This is a genomic window from Sporomusa malonica (assembly GCF_900176355.1).
Taxonomy (GTDB): Bacteria; Bacillota; Negativicutes; order Sporomusales; family Sporomusaceae; genus Sporomusa; species Sporomusa malonica.
Map to the genome: position 1 here is coordinate 1 of NZ_FWXI01000040.1, position 18,100 is coordinate 18,100.

Sequence of the window (18,100 nt, forward strand, 5' to 3'; positions counted from 1 at the left end):
CCCGCCAGATCCTAAGTCTTAAATGTGCTATATTTTTCATAATCGAAACGTCACGAACCCGCGTATTTGCTACATTTCTCAACAGAGCGCCACAGCACTTTTATGCGGCATTGTTGTACGGTTGTTGTAGTACAACAATGACCTGATATGGTTCTCCTTGGGACGTGTACTCTACTTTTCAGTGTAGTGACTTACTTTTGGATGCATGGCGCGAAAACCGAAGGTCAAATTATCGGCGCAAAGAAAACCATCGGTACAATCTTGGAAATGAAATTTGGCTTAACCGCTACTGACCTACTCCCGCTCCTAGACGGCATCACCGACATAGAAGCATTAGAAGCTATCGCCCGGGGTTTTTCATCGCCAAATCACTGGACGAGGTGCAGGATATTATAAAAAAAGTTAAGGAACAAGTCAACGAATAGATTACTGGCCACAACAGGAATTGTGGTGGCCTTTTTATATCGCTCACTAGTTTCGGCTTTGCCGGCGCAATTGCTCTACTGCTTTAACTAAATCAGTGGCTCCTTTTTGGTTATCCCATCGTTGCCAAAAATCAATGGTTGCACTTAGCGGTTTATACGTTGGCTTATTTAACACTATTCGTGTTGGCAATAATACTGCATCTCCAACTATAATTGCCTCCCCGATTTCCAGTCCAGGAAGTATTTCCAATAATCCGCTTAGTGAATCAGGCATTAACCCTTTAACCACTGATTTGTCACTATCATTAGAAAGTCTTAACGATATTATATTATTGCATTGGCTTAGTATAGTAGTGCTAACATCAGATGGCCTTTGACTGACTATCATTAAGCCGACGCCATATTTTCTGCCTTCCTTTGCAATTCTTTCAAAGTTCTCTAGCGCCTTTTTCTCTAAAGGATTTGCACTCTTGGATGCACTTGGCAAATACAAATGCGCTTCATCACATAGTAATAAAACTGGATGTCTGCCATCATTATTAGTACCGGGATCTGACCAAAATTGTATCTGGAAAACCAGCCGTGCTGTTAAACTTACCATTACTGGTAAAACGTCTGAAGGCACCTCTGAAAAATCGATTACCTTAATGCCAGGCTTATTATAGTCTGTGATACCGGTATGACCCATTAGTTGATCTGCAAGCCGGTGTAAAGCTTCATATTCATACCACTTTTCCGGCGGTTGAAATAAGAAACCATATCGCCGGTCTTCAAGTTTGTTTTTTAAGCGAATTAATAACCTGGTTAACTTGTTGTTGAGTGGGCCTTGTGTCGTTTTTTCTTGACCGGCCTTTTTGCCGCTTTCATAAAATTCTCCAGAGCCAATAATCTCTGCGTTTTTATACTCGAGTTCCTTAACTATGTGCTCCATCTTGAACGGTATAGGGCTATCAACTGTGAATGTATCCAATACTTCTTGTTTTTTAAGTTGTTCTAAAACTGTCTTTTTGGCCTTGGTGATTGCATCCAGTGCAGCTAGCGACTGGTTAGGAGCAGATTGCTCGGAGTGGTCAATCAACATGGACTGCATTTCATCATAGTTCAGTAACCAAAATGGTAAGAAAAGTACGCCTTCCTTCGGATCAGCTAAGTCACCAGGTCCCGCTATACGCAATTGTTGTGCATATGGTAATTTTGTATATTCGCCATGAAGGTCAAATACAATGATATTTGAATAATCCAATTTAGAAGCTTGTTCTAAGATGTTAGCAACAGACCAAGACTTACCTGAGCCAGTACTGCCCAGCAGCGCGGCATGCCGCTGAAATAACTTGTCACCATCTATAAATGCTTTTGCTTTTCTATCCAAGGTATATGTACCAATCTCCAATGGTTTTTGGGTTGCGACACCGGCAGAACCAATTATCCCCATAAAGTCTTCCAGTGCTTTTCCTTCAACCGGAAATACCGGGCGATTAATGTCAGGCAGTGATAAGACAGCTCTGGTAAAATAATTACTAACTTCCCCGTGTTTTGCGCGATACGTTCCCACAAGAGTAACTTGGACACCATTATTTTCCGTAATGGGCGGAGAGATCTCATCGCCGACTTCCGTGTCACCCTCTAAAGGATCTCTCCAAACCCGGTTGATCATACCAAGCAACCATTCATTACTATCTAATCCTTGAATAGTTACTAGTCTTCCGACTCTTGCATGCGACAACTTTTCAGCTGAATGTACTTGAATAAATACTCGGGCGGTGTCCACGCCGCGAACCTCACCTATCGACTGTGTTTCCTCAAAATTGAAGATACCCACTATAGCCCCTCCTTACCCAACAACTTTGTCTACAAATTCTTCAATACTCCACAGTTGTCCGGGAAACTCATTACTATCTCCCTGATAGTACCAAGTAGTTAATCCTGTTGTTGATTGCTCCAAAGCAATTATGTGCGGATAATCCTGCACTATCATTTTGGCGCTATCACTTAAATGCCTAGTTATTATAAGACAATTCATTCCTTGGATCAGCCGCTCAGTTAAAACTGTTTGCAAATGAGAGTCATTAAATCCATAACCTATTACCATAATTGAATTAGCACTTCGAATACTTTGATTGGCCATTTCTCTATGACAGTTCATCGTTGGATCTGTTAGACTGGCCTTGTATTTAGTCAAACCCGGCGTAATAATAACGCGAGTTGCATTTTCAATCATCTCGCTACATTGAAAAGTTTCACTACCAAGTTGCTGCCATTTTAAGGAGCCATGTGGTTTCAACAGCCGTACTCGTTTTTGCTTTCGGAAATCTGGCTTCATTGCTCTCTTACCCGTAACTACCGTTAACGAATAGGAATCGCCGACTAAGGTCTCGTGGGAAAACCGTTGAAGATGTGCTCCTGAGAAACCGGTGCAACAATGGATGCTACATACATCGCAAGCATATTCAATCAGGTGATCATAATTTGAGGTAACAATATCTAAACAGGGGTTGCCTGGCGGCAGACTGTCTATTATGTGTTTGATAAGCTTTGCTAACGGAAATGATTTGGTCGAAGTAGCAATTAACTGCCGCTTAAACTGCATATCCTTTAAATCGATGACAGTAGCGGTAGCTTCAATAATAAACTGTAAAAGTTCTTGACTAACAGTGCATCGTCCTAAGCCGTCTTCCAGCCCATGGGCTTCAATGCTTGCCAAACAATTAGTCCACTCACTGGTTAATTTAGGGTCGCCTACACATCTCTTAGGTATATCGTTTTCTAGAAACTTCGTCAATTCTCCCATACCAGGTAACCCCATCGAAACAGAAAGGCCTGTGCCTATTAACAACATCGGTCTAGTCCGTAGAAAATCTTGAAGCTTTGCCAAAATTTCATCTGTATCCACCATGCTACTAAATCACCCCCTAGCCGAAACGAAACATAACATATCTAAGATATTCGCCATAAATCCCCATAGTTCCTTTCATTTTATTACCAATGAAGGAATGAATTTACATATAACAAGATATTCTGATAAAATTATACTATCGAAAACAAGCATGGTGGGTGATTATGTGGAATTTGCATATTATGTGGCCAGAGGGGTTAATGAAAAAGTAAGTGCTATTGAAGTTGATAGTAATCCTAATGATTTTATTGACAGAACAAAATTCCGCTGTATGTTTTGTGGAATACAACTCGAGTTTTCTCATGGTACTAGCTATCCGTTATTTAAACGGTGGAGAGGTACCGCCCATATGCCTCACTGTATTTATGGAAACATAACTAACCAAATCAAAAATTCTGACAACAACAAGGACATTGAATTATTAGTATCGACTATTCTTCCCAGAGCACTGATGTCCCCGCAGCAGCATATAAGCACTGGACATCAAGGCTCAAACGTATCAAAACAATTCACCGGTAAAAGAACACGAATGTTCATCTCCTCTGTAAAAAATCTGCTTGATCCTAAAAAGGGCTACTACTTTAGCCAAAACTACGAAAGCATGCAAATTCTTGCTGAAACCGGTGAAAAGTACTATCTAAAAGATTTGTTCGGAGCACAAGATGAAATCATCGACAAGATTGATCGTAGTGCTGACAAAGCAATAGTCTGTATCGTGAAAGGTAACACGCTGACCCCTAAAGCAACAATAGGAGACCACGTATTGATTCCGCTATCTACATCAGGAAAGCATAAAAACTCGCAAAAATTTTCTCTTTTTATCCCAAAGGATTATGTACCAAAAAACTCTGGGCGGCTGGATGATATTACTGGAGCGTTTATTGTCGGTTATGGCATTGCGAGAAAAACTGACTACGGATACCAAATGACAATCTTTTCAATCCACCACCAAGTAGCCGTTTTGAAAAAATACGAAAAAAGCAACACCGGTCCCGCCCCGGTCACTTAAACGAACAGCCGCCAACAGTTGACACCAGTCAACTGTTGGCGGCCCCTTTTATGCCTAATTCTTTTACTCCCGATCACTCAGTCCAATTGGTACCGCTTTCAATATAATATGAATAAGTTCTGTCGACTCGATGCCTCCCATTTGTTTTCTGGCAGGCTTGCTAACTTGCCTTTTGCTATCGTCTAACAGCAACCCGAATATCCTGGCGAAGTTTTATGTTACTATGTATAAACTGATGCTGACTCAATAATTTCGTCACATCCGTATAAACCGGTTCTTTCATAAGCGGATCACGAATAGTCACAATCAAGCAAAATGGCTGCGAAAGTTCTTCATCATTCAAAACCGCTTGCTTCTCGATGAAACTTCTATAAACCCCTTCTACTTTTAAAAACCATTTTTTCGGTGCCTTTAAACTTTTATCTCGATTGCCTGGTGTCAGCTCTCCTAAATCAACTGCATATTTTTTATTAGGGTAGTACTTGTCCCCATACTGTATAAGTACCTTTTCGGTCTTATTAAACCCCTCATGTGCGACTGTTTTTTTGCTATAGCTTGAAAAGTTCAGTAAGTTTTGCGAATCAGGACTCCGTCCTATAGGATTGCGTATCGTCCGCTTTGTCCTATCCCTATTGACTTTTTCGTCATAGGTTCCTAAGCGTACATCAAGATTCGACTGGCAGTACTCCGCACCTTGTCGCGCTTCCAAAATCGGATGATTTACCAAGGTCACGGCAAGTTGCCCATAATAATATCCGTCGTCATCGATTAAACACTCTGGATAAGGAAAATCTAATATATCGATAAATTCTCCTTTTTTAAGCGTATCTTTTAATATCAGGGTTATTTCGTGTGGATTGTTATATAAAATATCCTGAATGGGGAGCGGCACACCAAAACCATAGTGGCTCACTTTTTCCGGCATTGCTGCTGTTACCGTTTCAGGGTATCTGCAAGAATGCATCATCAATGCTTTCAACAACACTGGGTCAAATTCTTCCTGTACCTCATTTGATAAGTGAGCGGCAATAGCTGTAACCCGTGGAGTAGAAAAACTGGTACCGCACCGGCCGACAATTTGTCCATCAAGTGAAAAGGAATTGACTCCTGTACTGCTGATTCTCCCATTCTGTATGCCGCAATTACCACCATAGTGCATCACTTCCGGCTTGACAATGTCAGCTGGGCCGGGACCAACTCTGCTAAATGGCGAAACATGATCCGGTTTTGCAATATCACTGACCGCTTGTAATCGTGCAATGGAACCCACGGTGAGTGCCCTGACTGAATCGGCACCGCGTGTAATTTTTCCATTTGCTTGCCCTCGCGCAAAATTATCACAATTTCCAGCAGACTTAATAATCCAAACGTTGTTCTTATCTTGGATATCATCTAAAGCCGTCCCAAAATCTGAAAAATCGGTATTACTAATCTCCATGTTGCTGCCCAGCGACATATTCCAAATCTTTATAATGTCTTTATTTTTTTCAACAGCTTCGCGAATATTATCGATCAGATCTGCTTCCGTGCAGCCTTCTTTTTTTAAATCAGGAATAACCAATGCATCATACAGTTTGCAGCCAGTAGCCCCAGTATAGTTACAGCCTTCAAGCAAATCACCAAAGCCAACGATTCCCGCTACGAATGTACCATGAGCCCGGTTCACATACTCTTCGGGATAACTCGTCGTATTTCCCGTAATCCAAGACTCGAGTGCTTTAATCCTTGCTATACCTGAATCCAAAATACCCACGACCGGATAATCTTCTCCATCTACCGGTTGAACTGGCGAAAATTCCGTCTCATTAAAAAAACTATCTTCCATTACCTTCAATACCGGCATAGGTTCAATAGAGTAGATACCAGTATAATCATCAAAATCTTTGACCAGTTCCAGATTATCCATTAAAACTTGATGTACCGTTAAGCGATCAGAGTATTTCACCGTTTTGTCAAGGTGAATCCCTTTTTTATTCGTCAGCAATGATTTAAACTCTTCATTTACCTTTTGATTCAAGAAGGCATTATTATAATCTACCAGGATCACTTTCAAGACATATTTCTCTTCCTTGGTGTTCACATCCTGGATATTAATGATCGGCTCTAATAAGGATATAGCACTAAGGGAGGAAATTGCTTTCGGGTTTAATTCGCACAATACTAAGTTTCGGGAAATTGTTTCATATTCTTCTACTGTACTGACCCGAATCAATAGCTCCTGCTCTGCTGAAAATCCTATAGCTTTATCCTCGCCACGTTCTTCAAAAAGAGAGAGCATATCTGCCCGATGGCTCTTAGCAACCGCAGCATCAACGATTTTGGCTTTTAATACCGTCGGAATCCCTTTGTATTTATTAATTTTGGTTACTGCCTTTTCTTTGGCCTCATCCAGACCACTTATCAATTGTTTTGACCGTTCTTGTAGTTTCTCACCATGCAAAACCCATTTGGGCGATTTTGAGGGACCGCCCTCTGTAAGCATTTCATCAGCTGTTCGTTTGTGAAATATCTTTACTGGCAAATTCCGTTCACTCATGACCCGTTTCCTCCTCATCCCGTAATTTATTGCGAACCTGACGCAGGGATATATCCAGTGCTTCAGCTATATCCGCTTGCGAGACTCCATTCTCATTCAAAAACTTTACCAAGGACAACTCTTGCTCACGAAATCCTTTAAAAAGATAAATCTGAATCAGCACGTCCTGATAAGAAATCATGTCTCGATCATGAAGAACCGCCTCTCGGACAGCATTAAAACAAATGTTCCTAATATCTGAAGGCGATGTTCCCAAAAGAGTGTGAACAATTTTGCTCAGCTTTTTTTTATCCGCATCAAAACCCAGCTCGGCATCAGCAAAATATAGTTTGAGCAGGCTGCGTATTCCATCATAATCTGGCTTAGGAACCTCAATCGTAGTGCTAAATCGCCGCCACACAGCAGCATCCAATAAGCTCTCATGATTGGTAGCAGCAATTAAAACATTGCCATCATTACTTTTACTGAAATCGTCAATGTTCTGTAACAAACTATTGACAACTCGTTTCAATTCACCAATTTCATGCTCGTCATCTCTCGCTTTGGCAATCGCATCAAATTCATCCAGAAACAAAATACATGGTTTCTCCTTGGCGTATTCAAATATCTTGCGAATATTCTTAGCCGTATTTCCAAGTAAAGAGGAAACTAATCCGTCTAATCTGGCTGTAATCAGTGGCACCTGCATTTGGCTGGAGATATATTTTGCAATACTGGTTTTACCACAGCCGGGTGGACCATAAAGAAGCAGCGACTCGGGAAGATTAACTCCCCTTTTTACTAATTTATTACGATTTCTTAAGGACCCAATAAAATTATTGATCTTCAGCGTCGTTATTTCCGACAATACTAATTCCTGAAACTCATCTTCCGGGTAAAATACATCCACCATATCAAGTCTTGTTTCCGGGTCAACCGGCTTAGTGACAAACTCATCCATAAAAACGGGATGAATAATCTTTTTATTGATCAATCTTACAATGCGATCGGCTAAGGCCTTTTCTCCATTATCTTGTAACTTATTGGCAAGCAAAGCTGCATAGCTGTGTACTTTATCACGTTTTCCGTCCAATCCACCCTCGATGATTTTTAGAATTTCCGTTTGCATAGCCATTTTACCACTCCTCTTGTTAATTGTAACGCTTTTTGTTTTATTTTGCACGTATTTTTAAAAAATAATATCAATATTTTATTTTTCCATAACGCCAATTCGATATTTAATACACTTTTATTTTTTTCGAACAGCTATATGGTTTATATCATCCGCAAAAAGGCCGCCAATCACCGGCAGCCTCCCTGCAACCTAGTTGTAGAACATGTGCCAAAACAATGATACCCTCATAAGTTTAGTCAAAAAAAAGTCCGTATCACGCTGAGGTGAAACAGACTCCGACAATATACATTTATGCTCTTGTCATTAGAAGGGATTTCCAAATTTACCAACGAAATAATTGAAGATACAACTTTCGCTAAAAAATCTAAAAATACAATCTTTGAAGGAGATTTTGATTTTATGGATCTATGGAACAAAGAGGGTATCCCACATAAAGGCTGGAAATGCATTGATATTGAAGATTTAGCCGAAGGCTTGGATGAATTAGATGCTGAAGAGCGAAAAGACTATTACGAAACTTGCGAGATGTGTAACCACGAAGGTATCAGATATGTTCATATTATGGAACATCCTGAATATAGTGAACACTTACGTGTAGGATGTAGTTGTGCTGAACGGATGGAAGAAGACTATGTCACCCCCCAGCTAAGAGAAAAAAATCTTCGAAAGAAATTTAGCCGCCTTAAAACTTTTAGAAAGAGAACATGGGTACAAAATTTTAATGGAAACTATATGCTGAAATTTAAAGGATACTTCATCACTATTATGCCAAGCAAATATAAAAAGGGCGAATATGGTATCATATTTCGAAATAAGCAATATTGGAAATATGAGTCTTTAGAGAAAGCAAAGCGAGCTGCTTTTGACATCATCGATGAATATCTCCAGCAACGTCCAGCCAATGGAATATATCTACCATATTAAGTTTTCTCTTAACGAAACAACTGTATGAATTCTATAAATAGTACTGCCATATAGTACTACTAACTATAAAAGCAGTCTGTGACCTAATCACAAACTGCTCTACGAATTCTACGATATTTTGTCCTTTATCCTATTCCACAATAGCGTTCAGAGCATTCTCCTTTGTGGATATTGAATTACACTGCCTTTTGCTCATACCAGAAAGTACCGGCGTAAGTAGCAGATCATTGATCCCGCCCTGCAAGGCCTCTGCAAAACCACCGCAACTTTGATCTCCTCAAGACGTTATTGCATTGGCTTTTGAAAATTAAAATTCGATAATGATTACCAATTTTATATCTTCTTCACAGCATTCTGTTCCCCTAGATTACTATTCATTCTATTACTAAAATAAGTTATTCTTCCAAAACGGTAGGAATCAGTTTCCAATGATCGCCGTCGGCCGGATTGGGGTCAGCTAAACTAGCAACGAAATATACATCCTCAACCGAATAATCTCCATCCTCCATATCTTGATACCGCTTTACGAAGGTAGGGTCGGTGACTTTTATAAACCGATAGCTTCGCCCCCCATATGTAAAGCATGCTGTAACTTTCGGCCACGTGTTGCCCTCCCACCGCTTAACACGAATCACAATGTCTGAAGGTCGAATTAATGCCAGCGAATATCTTCCGGCGGCTCTAATTTCGCTGATCTCGTCAGGAGTAACCTTCTTTTCGTTATTGTAAAATAGCTTCCCATGGATTTCAGCCGGGTGAAGGTTTATAACATCATCAATGTCTGCTTGTCCGATTTTTCTCCAATAACGAGAACTATCCATCGTATAGTTCTCTGGTTGATAATCATTAGGTGTGTACTCAGTACAATCTATGCTCACTATATCCAAGATTTGCGGGCTAGTCCGGTCACGATACATCATGTCTTCGTCTGTGACCGCATGCTGTTTCGACTCGTCATTAGATACTATTCGGACCCATTCCCCCGTAGTAGTGTCAATTCCAGCAACGCAGTAGCCGCCACCCTTCCAGGATTTAGCCATAAGTATAATATCTTTTTTCACAAAATCGCCTCCACTTAACTGTGGGCGGCCTCTTTTTCCTCATACCCTACAAAACCAATTTCTCTATTTTTATGCCGATACGCTTCTTCAATCATTGCTTTTTCATTTAAGGGCTCACCCAATTGATCTGCAAACATATTAACTTCTGGGAAATATGCCTTTAACAAAACCTGTTCCATTTCATGTTGTGTCATAGTCTTACTATCATGGTCGATGTGCACAACCTCAAAACCAACATCAGTTAATCCCTTGCCTACTAGGATACTTCTATGACAGTCTATTGCCCGCTTTTCAGTACACATAAGAGCAATTGTAAAGCCAGTCTCCACTCCCTTATTTAAGCGCTCAATGCCACGCAAAAATAGCCCTGACTTACGAGTACGTTCAAAGTCAAGATAGCCTAAAGGAGAATATAGTCCTTGATCGTCCCGCCTCGCTCCAAATTCATCGCCCATAAAGACATACTGAATAGAATTGCGTTTCAAAAAGCGATTCAATTCATCTTTATTATACTGCGGAGCATGCCGGCTATAAGGAATGCTCCGTACATCAACGATACAGGATATTCCAAATTTCTGGATAATACTTAAGAAAAATGCGCTAGAGACAGTCGAATGTCCCAGGGTATAAATCTTTTTAGCATTCTTCACTGCTTCCGCGCCCTCCCTTCATACCGCTACATTCATTATAGCATCAAATGAATATAGAGGCATCAGTCAAAGATGAACTACTCTCAATCCATTAAGCCTTTCTTCTAAATATTCAGCAAGTAACCTGCGATGACATTGTTTAGGCGTAGGCTCACTACAAAGTAAACATGCGTCTTCAAACAAGCTTTTATCGAGTCTATGGAGAGGAGCACGCTCTTCCAAGATGCGTGCGTATTCAGTCTCGTACTCCGTCCAGCTTACCTTCTTATCCTTATAGCTATCTAGAAGCTGTTTTGTTGGAGCAACCTCTGGTAAATGGATATAATCAATATCGGCAATGGCTTTAAGAAAATACTCTAAATCCATCTTTTTGGTATACCCAGCAAGTTGAGAGGTATTATTAAGCCGAATATCAATTACGCGCCTAACACCATTCTGCTGTAGGAGCGTAAAGAACTCTTGCGCCGATTTTTTCCCGGAACCAATCGTGTAGATGGTCATACTACTACCTACCTTTTACATCTAGCATAGAAATACTTGCTTATTATCGGACTTGCATCAATCGACTAGTTTCATTTGCAAGAAATGCCATCATTGATCTTTATTTTTGCAACTAACATACGTCTCACCAATTACTGCCTGTCATTAATATGACGATCCTTAGAAAAATTAATCTTCACGAGATTGTCTTCATGGCTTAAGAACCCAAGTTCGAGCCCACAAACTTGCTCAATAAAATCAGATTGTAATGCTATTCTTTCTGCTAAATCCCTACGAGATCGAACTCCATGCTCTGTAATTAATTTTACGGCCTGTTGTAGAAGTACCGGCGTCTCATTTTCTATTTGGTCATCATATGGTTCGACTTTTCTCCACCTTTGTCGTGAAATTTGCTTCCATAGATATGTAGATCTTTCATCAGAAATAAGCTCTAATCTTTCGCAACGCATAATCATTGCCTGTACGGACACCTTCCATTTTGGTTTTAACAGAAGTAACTGATTAAGAGACGTTGAAAACACATCTTTTTCAAAACCACCCTGGGGCATCAAAAATGCATTTGCGAACCACTTCGCCTCGTCTTCAAGTTGTTTGAGATGTTGTTCAATTTCTTCCGTATCATGAAATAATAGGTGGCATAACTCGTGAGCTACACTCATTCTCATACGAACGGCGTTATTGGACTTACTGACGAAAATATACGGTCTACCCTTTTCCCAAAATGAAAAAGCATCCAACTTATCGTCTAACGAAAGAACAATCACCACTACACCCCGTTTTTCAATCACCCGAGTAAGATTGACTATCGGGCCGAGACCGAGATCCCACTCGCGACGCACGAGTTTTGCTAACGTTTCCATATTTCTTTCCTTACGAACGTCAAGTGCTTCAGAATTTTTAACCTTAGCAAACAACGGATCTACTGCCGGTAGCTTTACATAGGAGTCAAGTGCGGGTATAACCTCTCGTGTTACCCACATTGACTGCATTACGGCTGTTTCTCGCATTGATTTAGTAGCTGCCTGGAAGCTTCTGAAATATTCCTGGCTGCGAATGGGAGCTTCACTATACGGTTTATAGTAATACGAGGTAGGCATTTGATATATCTGTTGCATCTTAAGCAAATTTTCTGGACTAGGAGATACATTGCCTAATTCGTACTGTGAAATGATTTGTCTGCTTAAACCAACTAAATCAGCTATCTCTTTAATGGAAAGTCCTTTAGCAAGACGAGCATCCCGTAAACGTTGGGGAAGCAGCCCATTGGAGTTAGTCTTCACTTTCTCCCGCACTTTTTTCTCCTACCCTTCTTGCATTGTCTAACAGTTCAACCAGCATTTCCTCATGGTCTTTTTGGGTTATATATCCAAATGGGCCGCGCGCCAATGGCAACTCAGCTAACCATGTTTTTGCACCTGGAATGCCGACCCTTCCGAACTGAAACTCATATTTTCCACGGTCTCCATATGTAGCAAGAAACCCTTGCTTTATATTAGGATTTTTTTCTATTGCATATTCAGGAAAAAGAGGAATGTTGATATCAAACACATTATCCCGAAACGTCGAAGACGGAGGAATAGATTTTGGCGCATCAACACGAGCTAACAAGAGAATAACTCCTTCTCCATTAAGCTCCACATGGTGGCAATTTTTAATGGAGTTAGTTTGAAAAGAACAGCGGAAAGGCAATATGCCTTTAGCACACCAGAGTTGTGCGGTCCGTGCGCTAGCCGCACGAAGTATGTCAGGTCTGATATCTCTTGCAACAGGGTTTTCGGTTAACCATTTTTCACGTTGGATAAGCTCATTTGTCATAGTATATGCTTCATCAAACATTCCGCGAATAGCATTTCGCACTTCTTCGGGAAACGATGCCTTCAAAATGGCCTCATGATACTCATACACTTAAAATACCGCCCCACTTTCCAAAATACTACCTGAAAACATTGTGACACTTTTTCTTTATTTTGTCAATCAAAAGTAGATAACAATGCTACTATTGCAATTTATTAGGTGATCTGCGGAACGTAGATCGTTTAATAGATCCATTCGCAAATAGCTTCATAATATAAACACCTGGCGCAGCAACCTTGTCACCCGCCAGGGGCGCAGAAAGAACGGAACAGGCATAAGCCTTGACCAGTGTGATATAATTGCCAGACCGGCGGCGAGGTGGCGCAATTGCCGCGCAGTCCGCGGCTCCCTTGCTGCCGGCAGGCCCGTCCGCACGGAGTGCGGCGGCATGGGGTTGGCCACCGTGACCGGTGCGCTCCTACCCGATAACCATAAGCAACCCGGCAGGCTTACGATGTGCGGCCACACGGTTTTGGTGGCTGCTCATGGTAAGCCGTTTTGCTAATAGCCAGCATGGTAGAGACGACTTCCCCCTCCGGTTTATTCGTCGGGAGGAGGTTAAGGGGGTGGTCATTTAGAGCGGAGCCAGGCCGTCTGCTACCCCGGCCGTCTGGTTGCCACCAAAACTGAGTTGAGGCCCTGCCCCTGCATGGTTTCAGTAACGGCTCATCGGTTGGCCGTTAATAAGCAAAAAGTTAGCCAACAACTGTGCCCTTGTCGGCGAAGATTGTTGGCTAATTTGTTATTGATCTCGGTTTTGACTTACCCGTACAACACGTTTAACCGGCAGAGCCAAAAGCGTCACTGCGCTGTATGGTGAGCATTGTGGTCTATAGTCTCAGACTCTGAAGCCTGCGGCTGCGTAGCTTGCTCGCTTGACGAACTGACCATATCTACCATCATTTGCTTAAACGCCGGGTCGCTTGCCAGCATTTGCTTCATCATATTCTGCATCTGGGGCTGTTGCATCATCCCCTTCATTGCTTGCTGCATATCGGTGCTTTTCATCATGTCTTCACACTGTTTTTGCATTTCCGGCGCATTCATCATCTCAGGGTCCATTTTTCCCATTTGGCCGTTCGACATCATCATACCTGCCGCTGCTGCCGCCTGCTCAGTATTGGCTGCCGCGCTTGCAAGCGAATTGGCACCAAAGGCCAGTCCTAATGCTGATACCGTAATGAGTCCCCCAATAATCCACCCTGCTAATTTATTTTTCATAGTTTTTCAGTCCTCGTTAATTTATCCGATTAGTAACCTTGGCTAAGCTACCGCCCAGCTATCTCCAAACACTAAACCTTGCCGTTCGAGAATGCGCCGGACTTCGCCGGTGGTAATCCAGGTGCGCGGGTCACGCAGCGAATAATACTTTTTCAGTAAACGCTCGACATGGACTGTAATAGCAAAAAAATCCTTGGTTTCGGCTTTGCGATAGGCTTCCATGATTAACTCTTCCATCTCACTAGTCAGCTCCTTACTCAACCTTGATTATTTTATAGTGTTATTTTCATTTGAGTGTTCATTATGTTTGTGACCCATCCCCCGCATCATGAACAGATGCATCATCGGGCATAACAGCAGCACTAAATAACTGGCCGCCCCATCATAACCGCTTTGCTTGAGAAGTAGGACTACACCAAGCGGCGCTAAACAGCAAGCAAGCATCATCAACATATGTTTAAGGCCGCCACCGCAGCCATGCTGCGGCCCTTGATTTACGCCATTTTCCTTATTGGGCTCCGATTGTTTGCAACACTTCATACTTTATTCCTCCTCGATTAGCTGAGTCGGGACACCACCTGGCTGCCCAGCAACCTTCATCATAGACTTATCCTCTTTCCGAAATTCCACCGGTCTATCGGCTTGCGCGGTCAGTCCGCCTAGGTGCGGATTCTTTATCTGCCTTTATCATACCAAACCTTTGTGAAGAAGCTATGAAGGACTAGTGAAGAACTTGTGATTTTTCGCCAACTTTCTCATAAATAAAAAAGACCGGCCGCCTAAACTTCAGATGAGGTTAAAACCCCACCTGATGCAAGTCTCTCTTTAGCTACAGTAATTACCCAAATTCAGTTGGCATAGAATAGTTCTGAGGTGAAGACCAATGTCAATCATTGATACTGACCCCAACCAACTCGCCCTATTAATGACCCTGATTGCCATTTCTTTATCTGAGGATAAAGATCCTAATGAAGTAAATATTTTCGGGAATGTAATCATAACAATTGGTAGTATTATGGTTACCATTGCGGCCCAAAAACTCGCCCAGGAACCCAACCAAAAAACCAATCAAGAAAATCTTCAGCCGCCACAGAATCTTCAGCAACAAATTGAACAAATACAAGCTCAAATTGATCAAATCAGAATACTAATAACAACATAATGTTACCATAACAAAAAATCGCCTATGCGTTGTTATACACAACCCGCTCCGGCACACATCCATAGGCAGGCCCCCTGCCCATGGACACTAGTGGCGCTTGCAAGGCTTTATAAGCGGATATTGACATAATTGCTAGGATATACTGATAAGGGAGAAACCTGCTACTTATAGTTGCCAGTCATTGTAATCTGCACTTGACGCTCAACGCATCCCCACAAACTAGAATTGCTAACTCATATAATTTTAGGACAAAGGGTGATCCTAAATGGACCTCAATGATATAATTTTCGGGACAGACTCCATGCCTTGGTGGGGTACTGTGATACGTGTATCTATTTTGTATATTTCCCTCATCATCGGCACCCGCATTATGAGAGAGCGCCAAGTAGGCATCCTCTCTGGTCACAATTATCTTGTGGCGGCAGGCATAGTCAGCTTGGCGGCCGTACGTATGGTCAACCCCAAAAGTTCGCTGTATGAGGTTGTTGCCATCATCTTTAGTTATGCGCTAGTCAATACTTTTCTCTCCTACCTAGACATAAAGTTTCCCCGTCAGGTTGACCGCATAGCTATCCCACTGATGGTAAAGGGTAAGTTAATTCGTAAAAACTTAGACGCTACCCACATTACCATTGATAACCTATTAGCTCAACTTCGTCTGAAATCCATTACTAATTTATCAGAAATCCAAGAAATCTACCTGGAACCAACAGGCAAAGTGAATGCTCTAACCAAACCTGCTGCCGCTCCGCCAACTAAAAGTCAATTGAATATCCCGGTTACCCCGCCCCGTTTTCCTGAGGTCGTAATTTATGATGGAGACGTCCAAGAACAAAGCCTAGCCCGCAGCGGCCTTACCCTGCAATGGCTTGAAAATGAGATTGCTGCGGCACATCCCGGAAAATCTACAGATAGTATCTTTCTAGCCATTGTTGAAACAAATGGAACATTGTATATCAGTACCGGTCAGGCGGCACAGCCATGATCGAGTATCTCACTGCAATCGAAAAAATACCTGTAGAAGGCTTTGTGCTCCGCACCCTAGTTGTTGGCATTGAAATATTCATACTGGGCAGGTACCTACCGCGCCGGGCTGGCGGTCCTTTTTCCGCCTACGACTTTGCTTTCTTCTGGATGATGGGTGGACTAGCCGCCTCTCCGCTCTATGAAGCAAAAATCAGCTTTATCCCTACCTTTATTGCCGCTGCCACCATATATGCCCTCCACTATTCACTCTCGAGTTGGGCTACTCGCAGCAGGACATTTGCCAAAATCCTTACAGGAGAACCAACCGTCCTCATTGCCAATGGCAAAATTATCCGTGAAAATATGGCCAAAAGCCTCCTGCCGCTTGAGATTTTATTATCCGAGCTGCGCACCGTCAATGTGTTTAACCTGAATGAAGTGGAATACGCCATTCTTGAAACCAGCGGCCATGTCAGTGTTATTAAAAAAGGTGGTCATAGCCCGGCTACTGCCCAAGACCTTCAGATAGCTGCAACAGCCAAGCCCTCTCCCCTAGTTGTCATCAACGATGGCCACCTTATCGAGGAAAACTTAGTCACCTTAGGCTATACGCCTGACAGTTTTCGTTTTTTCTTCAACCAGCAGTGTCCCTTGCCTCCAGCAGACATCTATTTGGCAACCCTAGATAGCGCCGGTACTCTCTATTACTCAGAAATGAGCTATGGTCAAAAATCTTAATGAGCTTCCGCAAAAAAGGGCTGCCGGTTACCGGCAGCCCTGCTGCAAAAAATCCGTCGTGAAGCCGTTCATTTCTATGAACTGATTCAAAGTGATATGGCTGATTGTCAACATCCTCATATGATCTGTGATTGCGAATCTCGCAAAAAATAATCATTAGTGGATACACAATACAAGCATGAATGTCGGACGTTGACATTTCTGCTTGTCTATTATAAAATAATAGAAAAATATAACACTCCTAAAGGGGAGTAGCTCTTAGAACAGAGTCAACATACTGATGAGCAATCATCTGGCTCTGTTGTTGACGATTGTCAATTAGCGAGACCTTTAGTATGACTAACATTGTCATACTAAAGGTCTCGTTTTTTATCCTGTAAGAAAGTATAACTTTCCGTCTGGATAAGGGCAACATCGGCTTCCGCTTTCGCCAAGGCTCGGCGCAAGCCGTGTTTTCTTTATATATAACACATTAAGGAGGCTTCATTATGACAGTATTTTTGACTTCGCTTGTCTTTGTAGTTCTTGCAGAGATGGGCGACAAGACTCAACTTCTCGCCATGGCTTTTGCTACTCGCTACAAATGGCAAACGGTAATGTGGGGCGTATTTGTTGCCACAATTCTTAACCATCTGTTCGCCGTAGTTGTCGGCAGTTATTTGACTCATTTCATTCCCATGAATTACATCCAGATTGCGGCTGCCATATCCTTTATCATCTTCGGCCTTTGGACAATCCGGGGTGACGAGCTTAACGGAGAAGACAAAGCTTCTAAACGCAGTCCCTTTTGGACAGTAGCCATTGCCTTTTTCATTGCCGAGATGGGAGATAAAACACAGCTGGCCACTGTTGCATTAGCTGCTCAATTCAATGCCATTGTCCCTGTATGGCTAGGAACGACTACCGGTATGATGGTAGCAGACGGCATAGGCATTATCATCGGCATCGTGCTAGGAAAAAGAATCCCCGAGCGTGCAGTAAAATGGTTTGCCGCAATTATCTTTATACTGTTTGGCCTCTTTGGTCTTTACGAGTATTTACCTGGC

General features: G+C 42.1%; 19 protein-coding genes. 7 read left to right on the top strand and 12 right to left on the bottom strand.

Annotated features, from left to right (window positions below; all coding sequences use genetic code 11):
- Nucleotides 1–186: 186 nt before the first annotated feature.
- Nucleotides 187–396, top strand: a complete 210-nt coding sequence (locus B9A22_RS25115) for a hypothetical protein (protein WP_139796376.1) — start codon at nt 187–189, stop codon at nt 394–396.
- Between the two features lie 75 nt (nt 397–471).
- Here B9A22_RS25115 and B9A22_RS23955 read toward each other — a convergent pair whose 3' ends face one another.
- A complete protein-coding gene (locus B9A22_RS23955; protein ID WP_084578455.1) occupies nt 472–2,244 on the bottom strand; it encodes an ATP-binding protein in 1,773 nt (590 codons plus the stop codon).
- Between the two features lie 12 nt (nt 2,245–2,256).
- Entirely contained in the window at nt 2,257–3,318 is a 1,062-nt protein-coding gene (locus B9A22_RS23960; protein ID WP_084578456.1) for an SIR2 family protein, read from the bottom strand.
- A 166-nt stretch (nt 3,319–3,484) separates the two neighbouring features.
- Between B9A22_RS23960 and B9A22_RS23965 the strand changes: the two genes are divergently transcribed.
- Nucleotides 3,485–4,327 (top strand): hypothetical protein, encoded by an 843-nt coding sequence (locus B9A22_RS23965; protein WP_084578457.1) that lies wholly within the window; start codon nt 3,485–3,487, stop codon nt 4,325–4,327.
- 175 nt (nt 4,328–4,502) lie between these two features.
- Here the strand turns inward: B9A22_RS23965 and B9A22_RS23970 are convergent, their stop codons facing one another.
- Both B9A22_RS23970 and B9A22_RS23975 read right to left on the bottom strand, forming a co-directional pair.
- Entirely contained in the window at nt 4,503–6,863 is a 2,361-nt protein-coding gene (locus tag B9A22_RS23970; RefSeq protein ID WP_176215675.1) for a S8 family peptidase, read from the bottom strand.
- Complete coding sequence (locus B9A22_RS23975; RefSeq protein ID WP_217806047.1) at nt 6,856–8,025, bottom strand: AAA family ATPase; 1,170 nt, start codon at nt 8,023–8,025, stop codon at nt 6,856–6,858. Before B9A22_RS23975 ends, B9A22_RS23970 begins: the two co-directional genes overlap by 8 nt.
- 249 nt (nt 8,026–8,274) lie before the next feature.
- Between B9A22_RS23975 and B9A22_RS23980 the strand changes: the two genes are divergently transcribed.
- Nucleotides 8,275–8,901, top strand: coding sequence for a hypothetical protein (locus B9A22_RS23980; protein ID WP_176215676.1), 627 nt, complete (start codon nt 8,275–8,277; stop codon nt 8,899–8,901).
- Between the two features lie 395 nt (nt 8,902–9,296).
- Here the strand turns inward: B9A22_RS23980 and B9A22_RS23985 are convergent, their stop codons facing one another.
- The 8 genes from B9A22_RS23985 to B9A22_RS24025 all read right to left on the bottom strand — a co-directional run bounded on the left by B9A22_RS23985 (nt 9,297) and on the right by B9A22_RS24025 (nt 14,728).
- Nucleotides 9,297–9,962 (bottom strand): dual OB domain-containing protein, encoded by a 666-nt coding sequence (locus tag B9A22_RS23985; RefSeq protein ID WP_084578460.1) that lies wholly within the window; start codon nt 9,960–9,962, stop codon nt 9,297–9,299.
- A 14-nt stretch (nt 9,963–9,976) separates the two neighbouring features.
- Nucleotides 9,977–10,612, bottom strand: coding sequence for a DUF488 domain-containing protein (locus B9A22_RS23990; protein ID WP_084578461.1), 636 nt, complete (start codon nt 10,610–10,612; stop codon nt 9,977–9,979).
- Nucleotides 10,613–10,678: 66 nt separating this feature from the next.
- Nucleotides 10,679–11,113 carry a DUF488 domain-containing protein gene (locus tag B9A22_RS23995; RefSeq protein ID WP_084578462.1) on the bottom strand — a complete coding sequence of 145 codons (435 nt, stop codon included), beginning with the start codon at nt 11,111–11,113 and terminating at the stop codon, nt 10,679–10,681.
- A gap of 131 nt (nt 11,114–11,244) precedes the next feature.
- Nucleotides 11,245–12,405 carry a helix-turn-helix domain-containing protein gene (locus B9A22_RS24000; RefSeq protein WP_084578463.1) on the bottom strand — a complete coding sequence of 387 codons (1,161 nt, stop codon included), beginning with the start codon at nt 12,403–12,405 and terminating at the stop codon, nt 11,245–11,247.
- On the bottom strand, nt 12,383–13,018 hold the full coding sequence (locus B9A22_RS24005; RefSeq protein ID WP_084578464.1) for a hypothetical protein: 636 nt from the start codon (nt 13,016–13,018) through the stop codon (nt 12,383–12,385). The genes B9A22_RS24000 and B9A22_RS24005 overlap by 23 nt, the downstream gene beginning before the upstream one ends.
- A gap of 750 nt (nt 13,019–13,768) precedes the next feature.
- Nucleotides 13,769–14,188, bottom strand: coding sequence for a hypothetical protein (locus B9A22_RS24015; RefSeq protein WP_084578466.1), 420 nt, complete (start codon nt 14,186–14,188; stop codon nt 13,769–13,771).
- Between the two features lie 42 nt (nt 14,189–14,230).
- Nucleotides 14,231–14,425, bottom strand: a complete 195-nt coding sequence (locus B9A22_RS24020; protein ID WP_084578467.1) for a hypothetical protein — start codon at nt 14,423–14,425, stop codon at nt 14,231–14,233.
- Between the two features lie 30 nt (nt 14,426–14,455).
- Nucleotides 14,456–14,728, bottom strand: coding sequence for a DUF2933 domain-containing protein (locus B9A22_RS24025; RefSeq protein ID WP_084578468.1), 273 nt, complete (start codon nt 14,726–14,728; stop codon nt 14,456–14,458).
- Between the two features lie 343 nt (nt 14,729–15,071).
- Between B9A22_RS24025 and B9A22_RS24030 the strand changes: the two genes are divergently transcribed.
- From B9A22_RS24030 to B9A22_RS24045, 4 genes are all read left to right on the top strand, one after another.
- On the top strand, nt 15,072–15,350 hold the full coding sequence (locus tag B9A22_RS24030) for a hypothetical protein (RefSeq protein ID WP_084578469.1): 279 nt from the start codon (nt 15,072–15,074) through the stop codon (nt 15,348–15,350).
- 319 nt (nt 15,351–15,669) lie between these two features.
- A complete protein-coding gene (locus B9A22_RS24035; RefSeq protein WP_217806049.1) occupies nt 15,670–16,335 on the top strand; it encodes a DUF421 domain-containing protein in 666 nt (221 codons plus the stop codon).
- Nucleotides 16,332–17,054 (top strand): YetF domain-containing protein, encoded by a 723-nt coding sequence (locus B9A22_RS24040; protein WP_084578471.1) that lies wholly within the window; start codon nt 16,332–16,334, stop codon nt 17,052–17,054. Before B9A22_RS24035 ends, B9A22_RS24040 begins: the two co-directional genes overlap by 4 nt.
- Nucleotides 17,055–17,542: 488 nt before the next feature.
- Nucleotides 17,543–18,100, top strand: a 558-nt coding sequence (locus B9A22_RS24045) for a TMEM165/GDT1 family protein (protein WP_084578472.1), incomplete at its 3' end; no start/stop codon positions are given.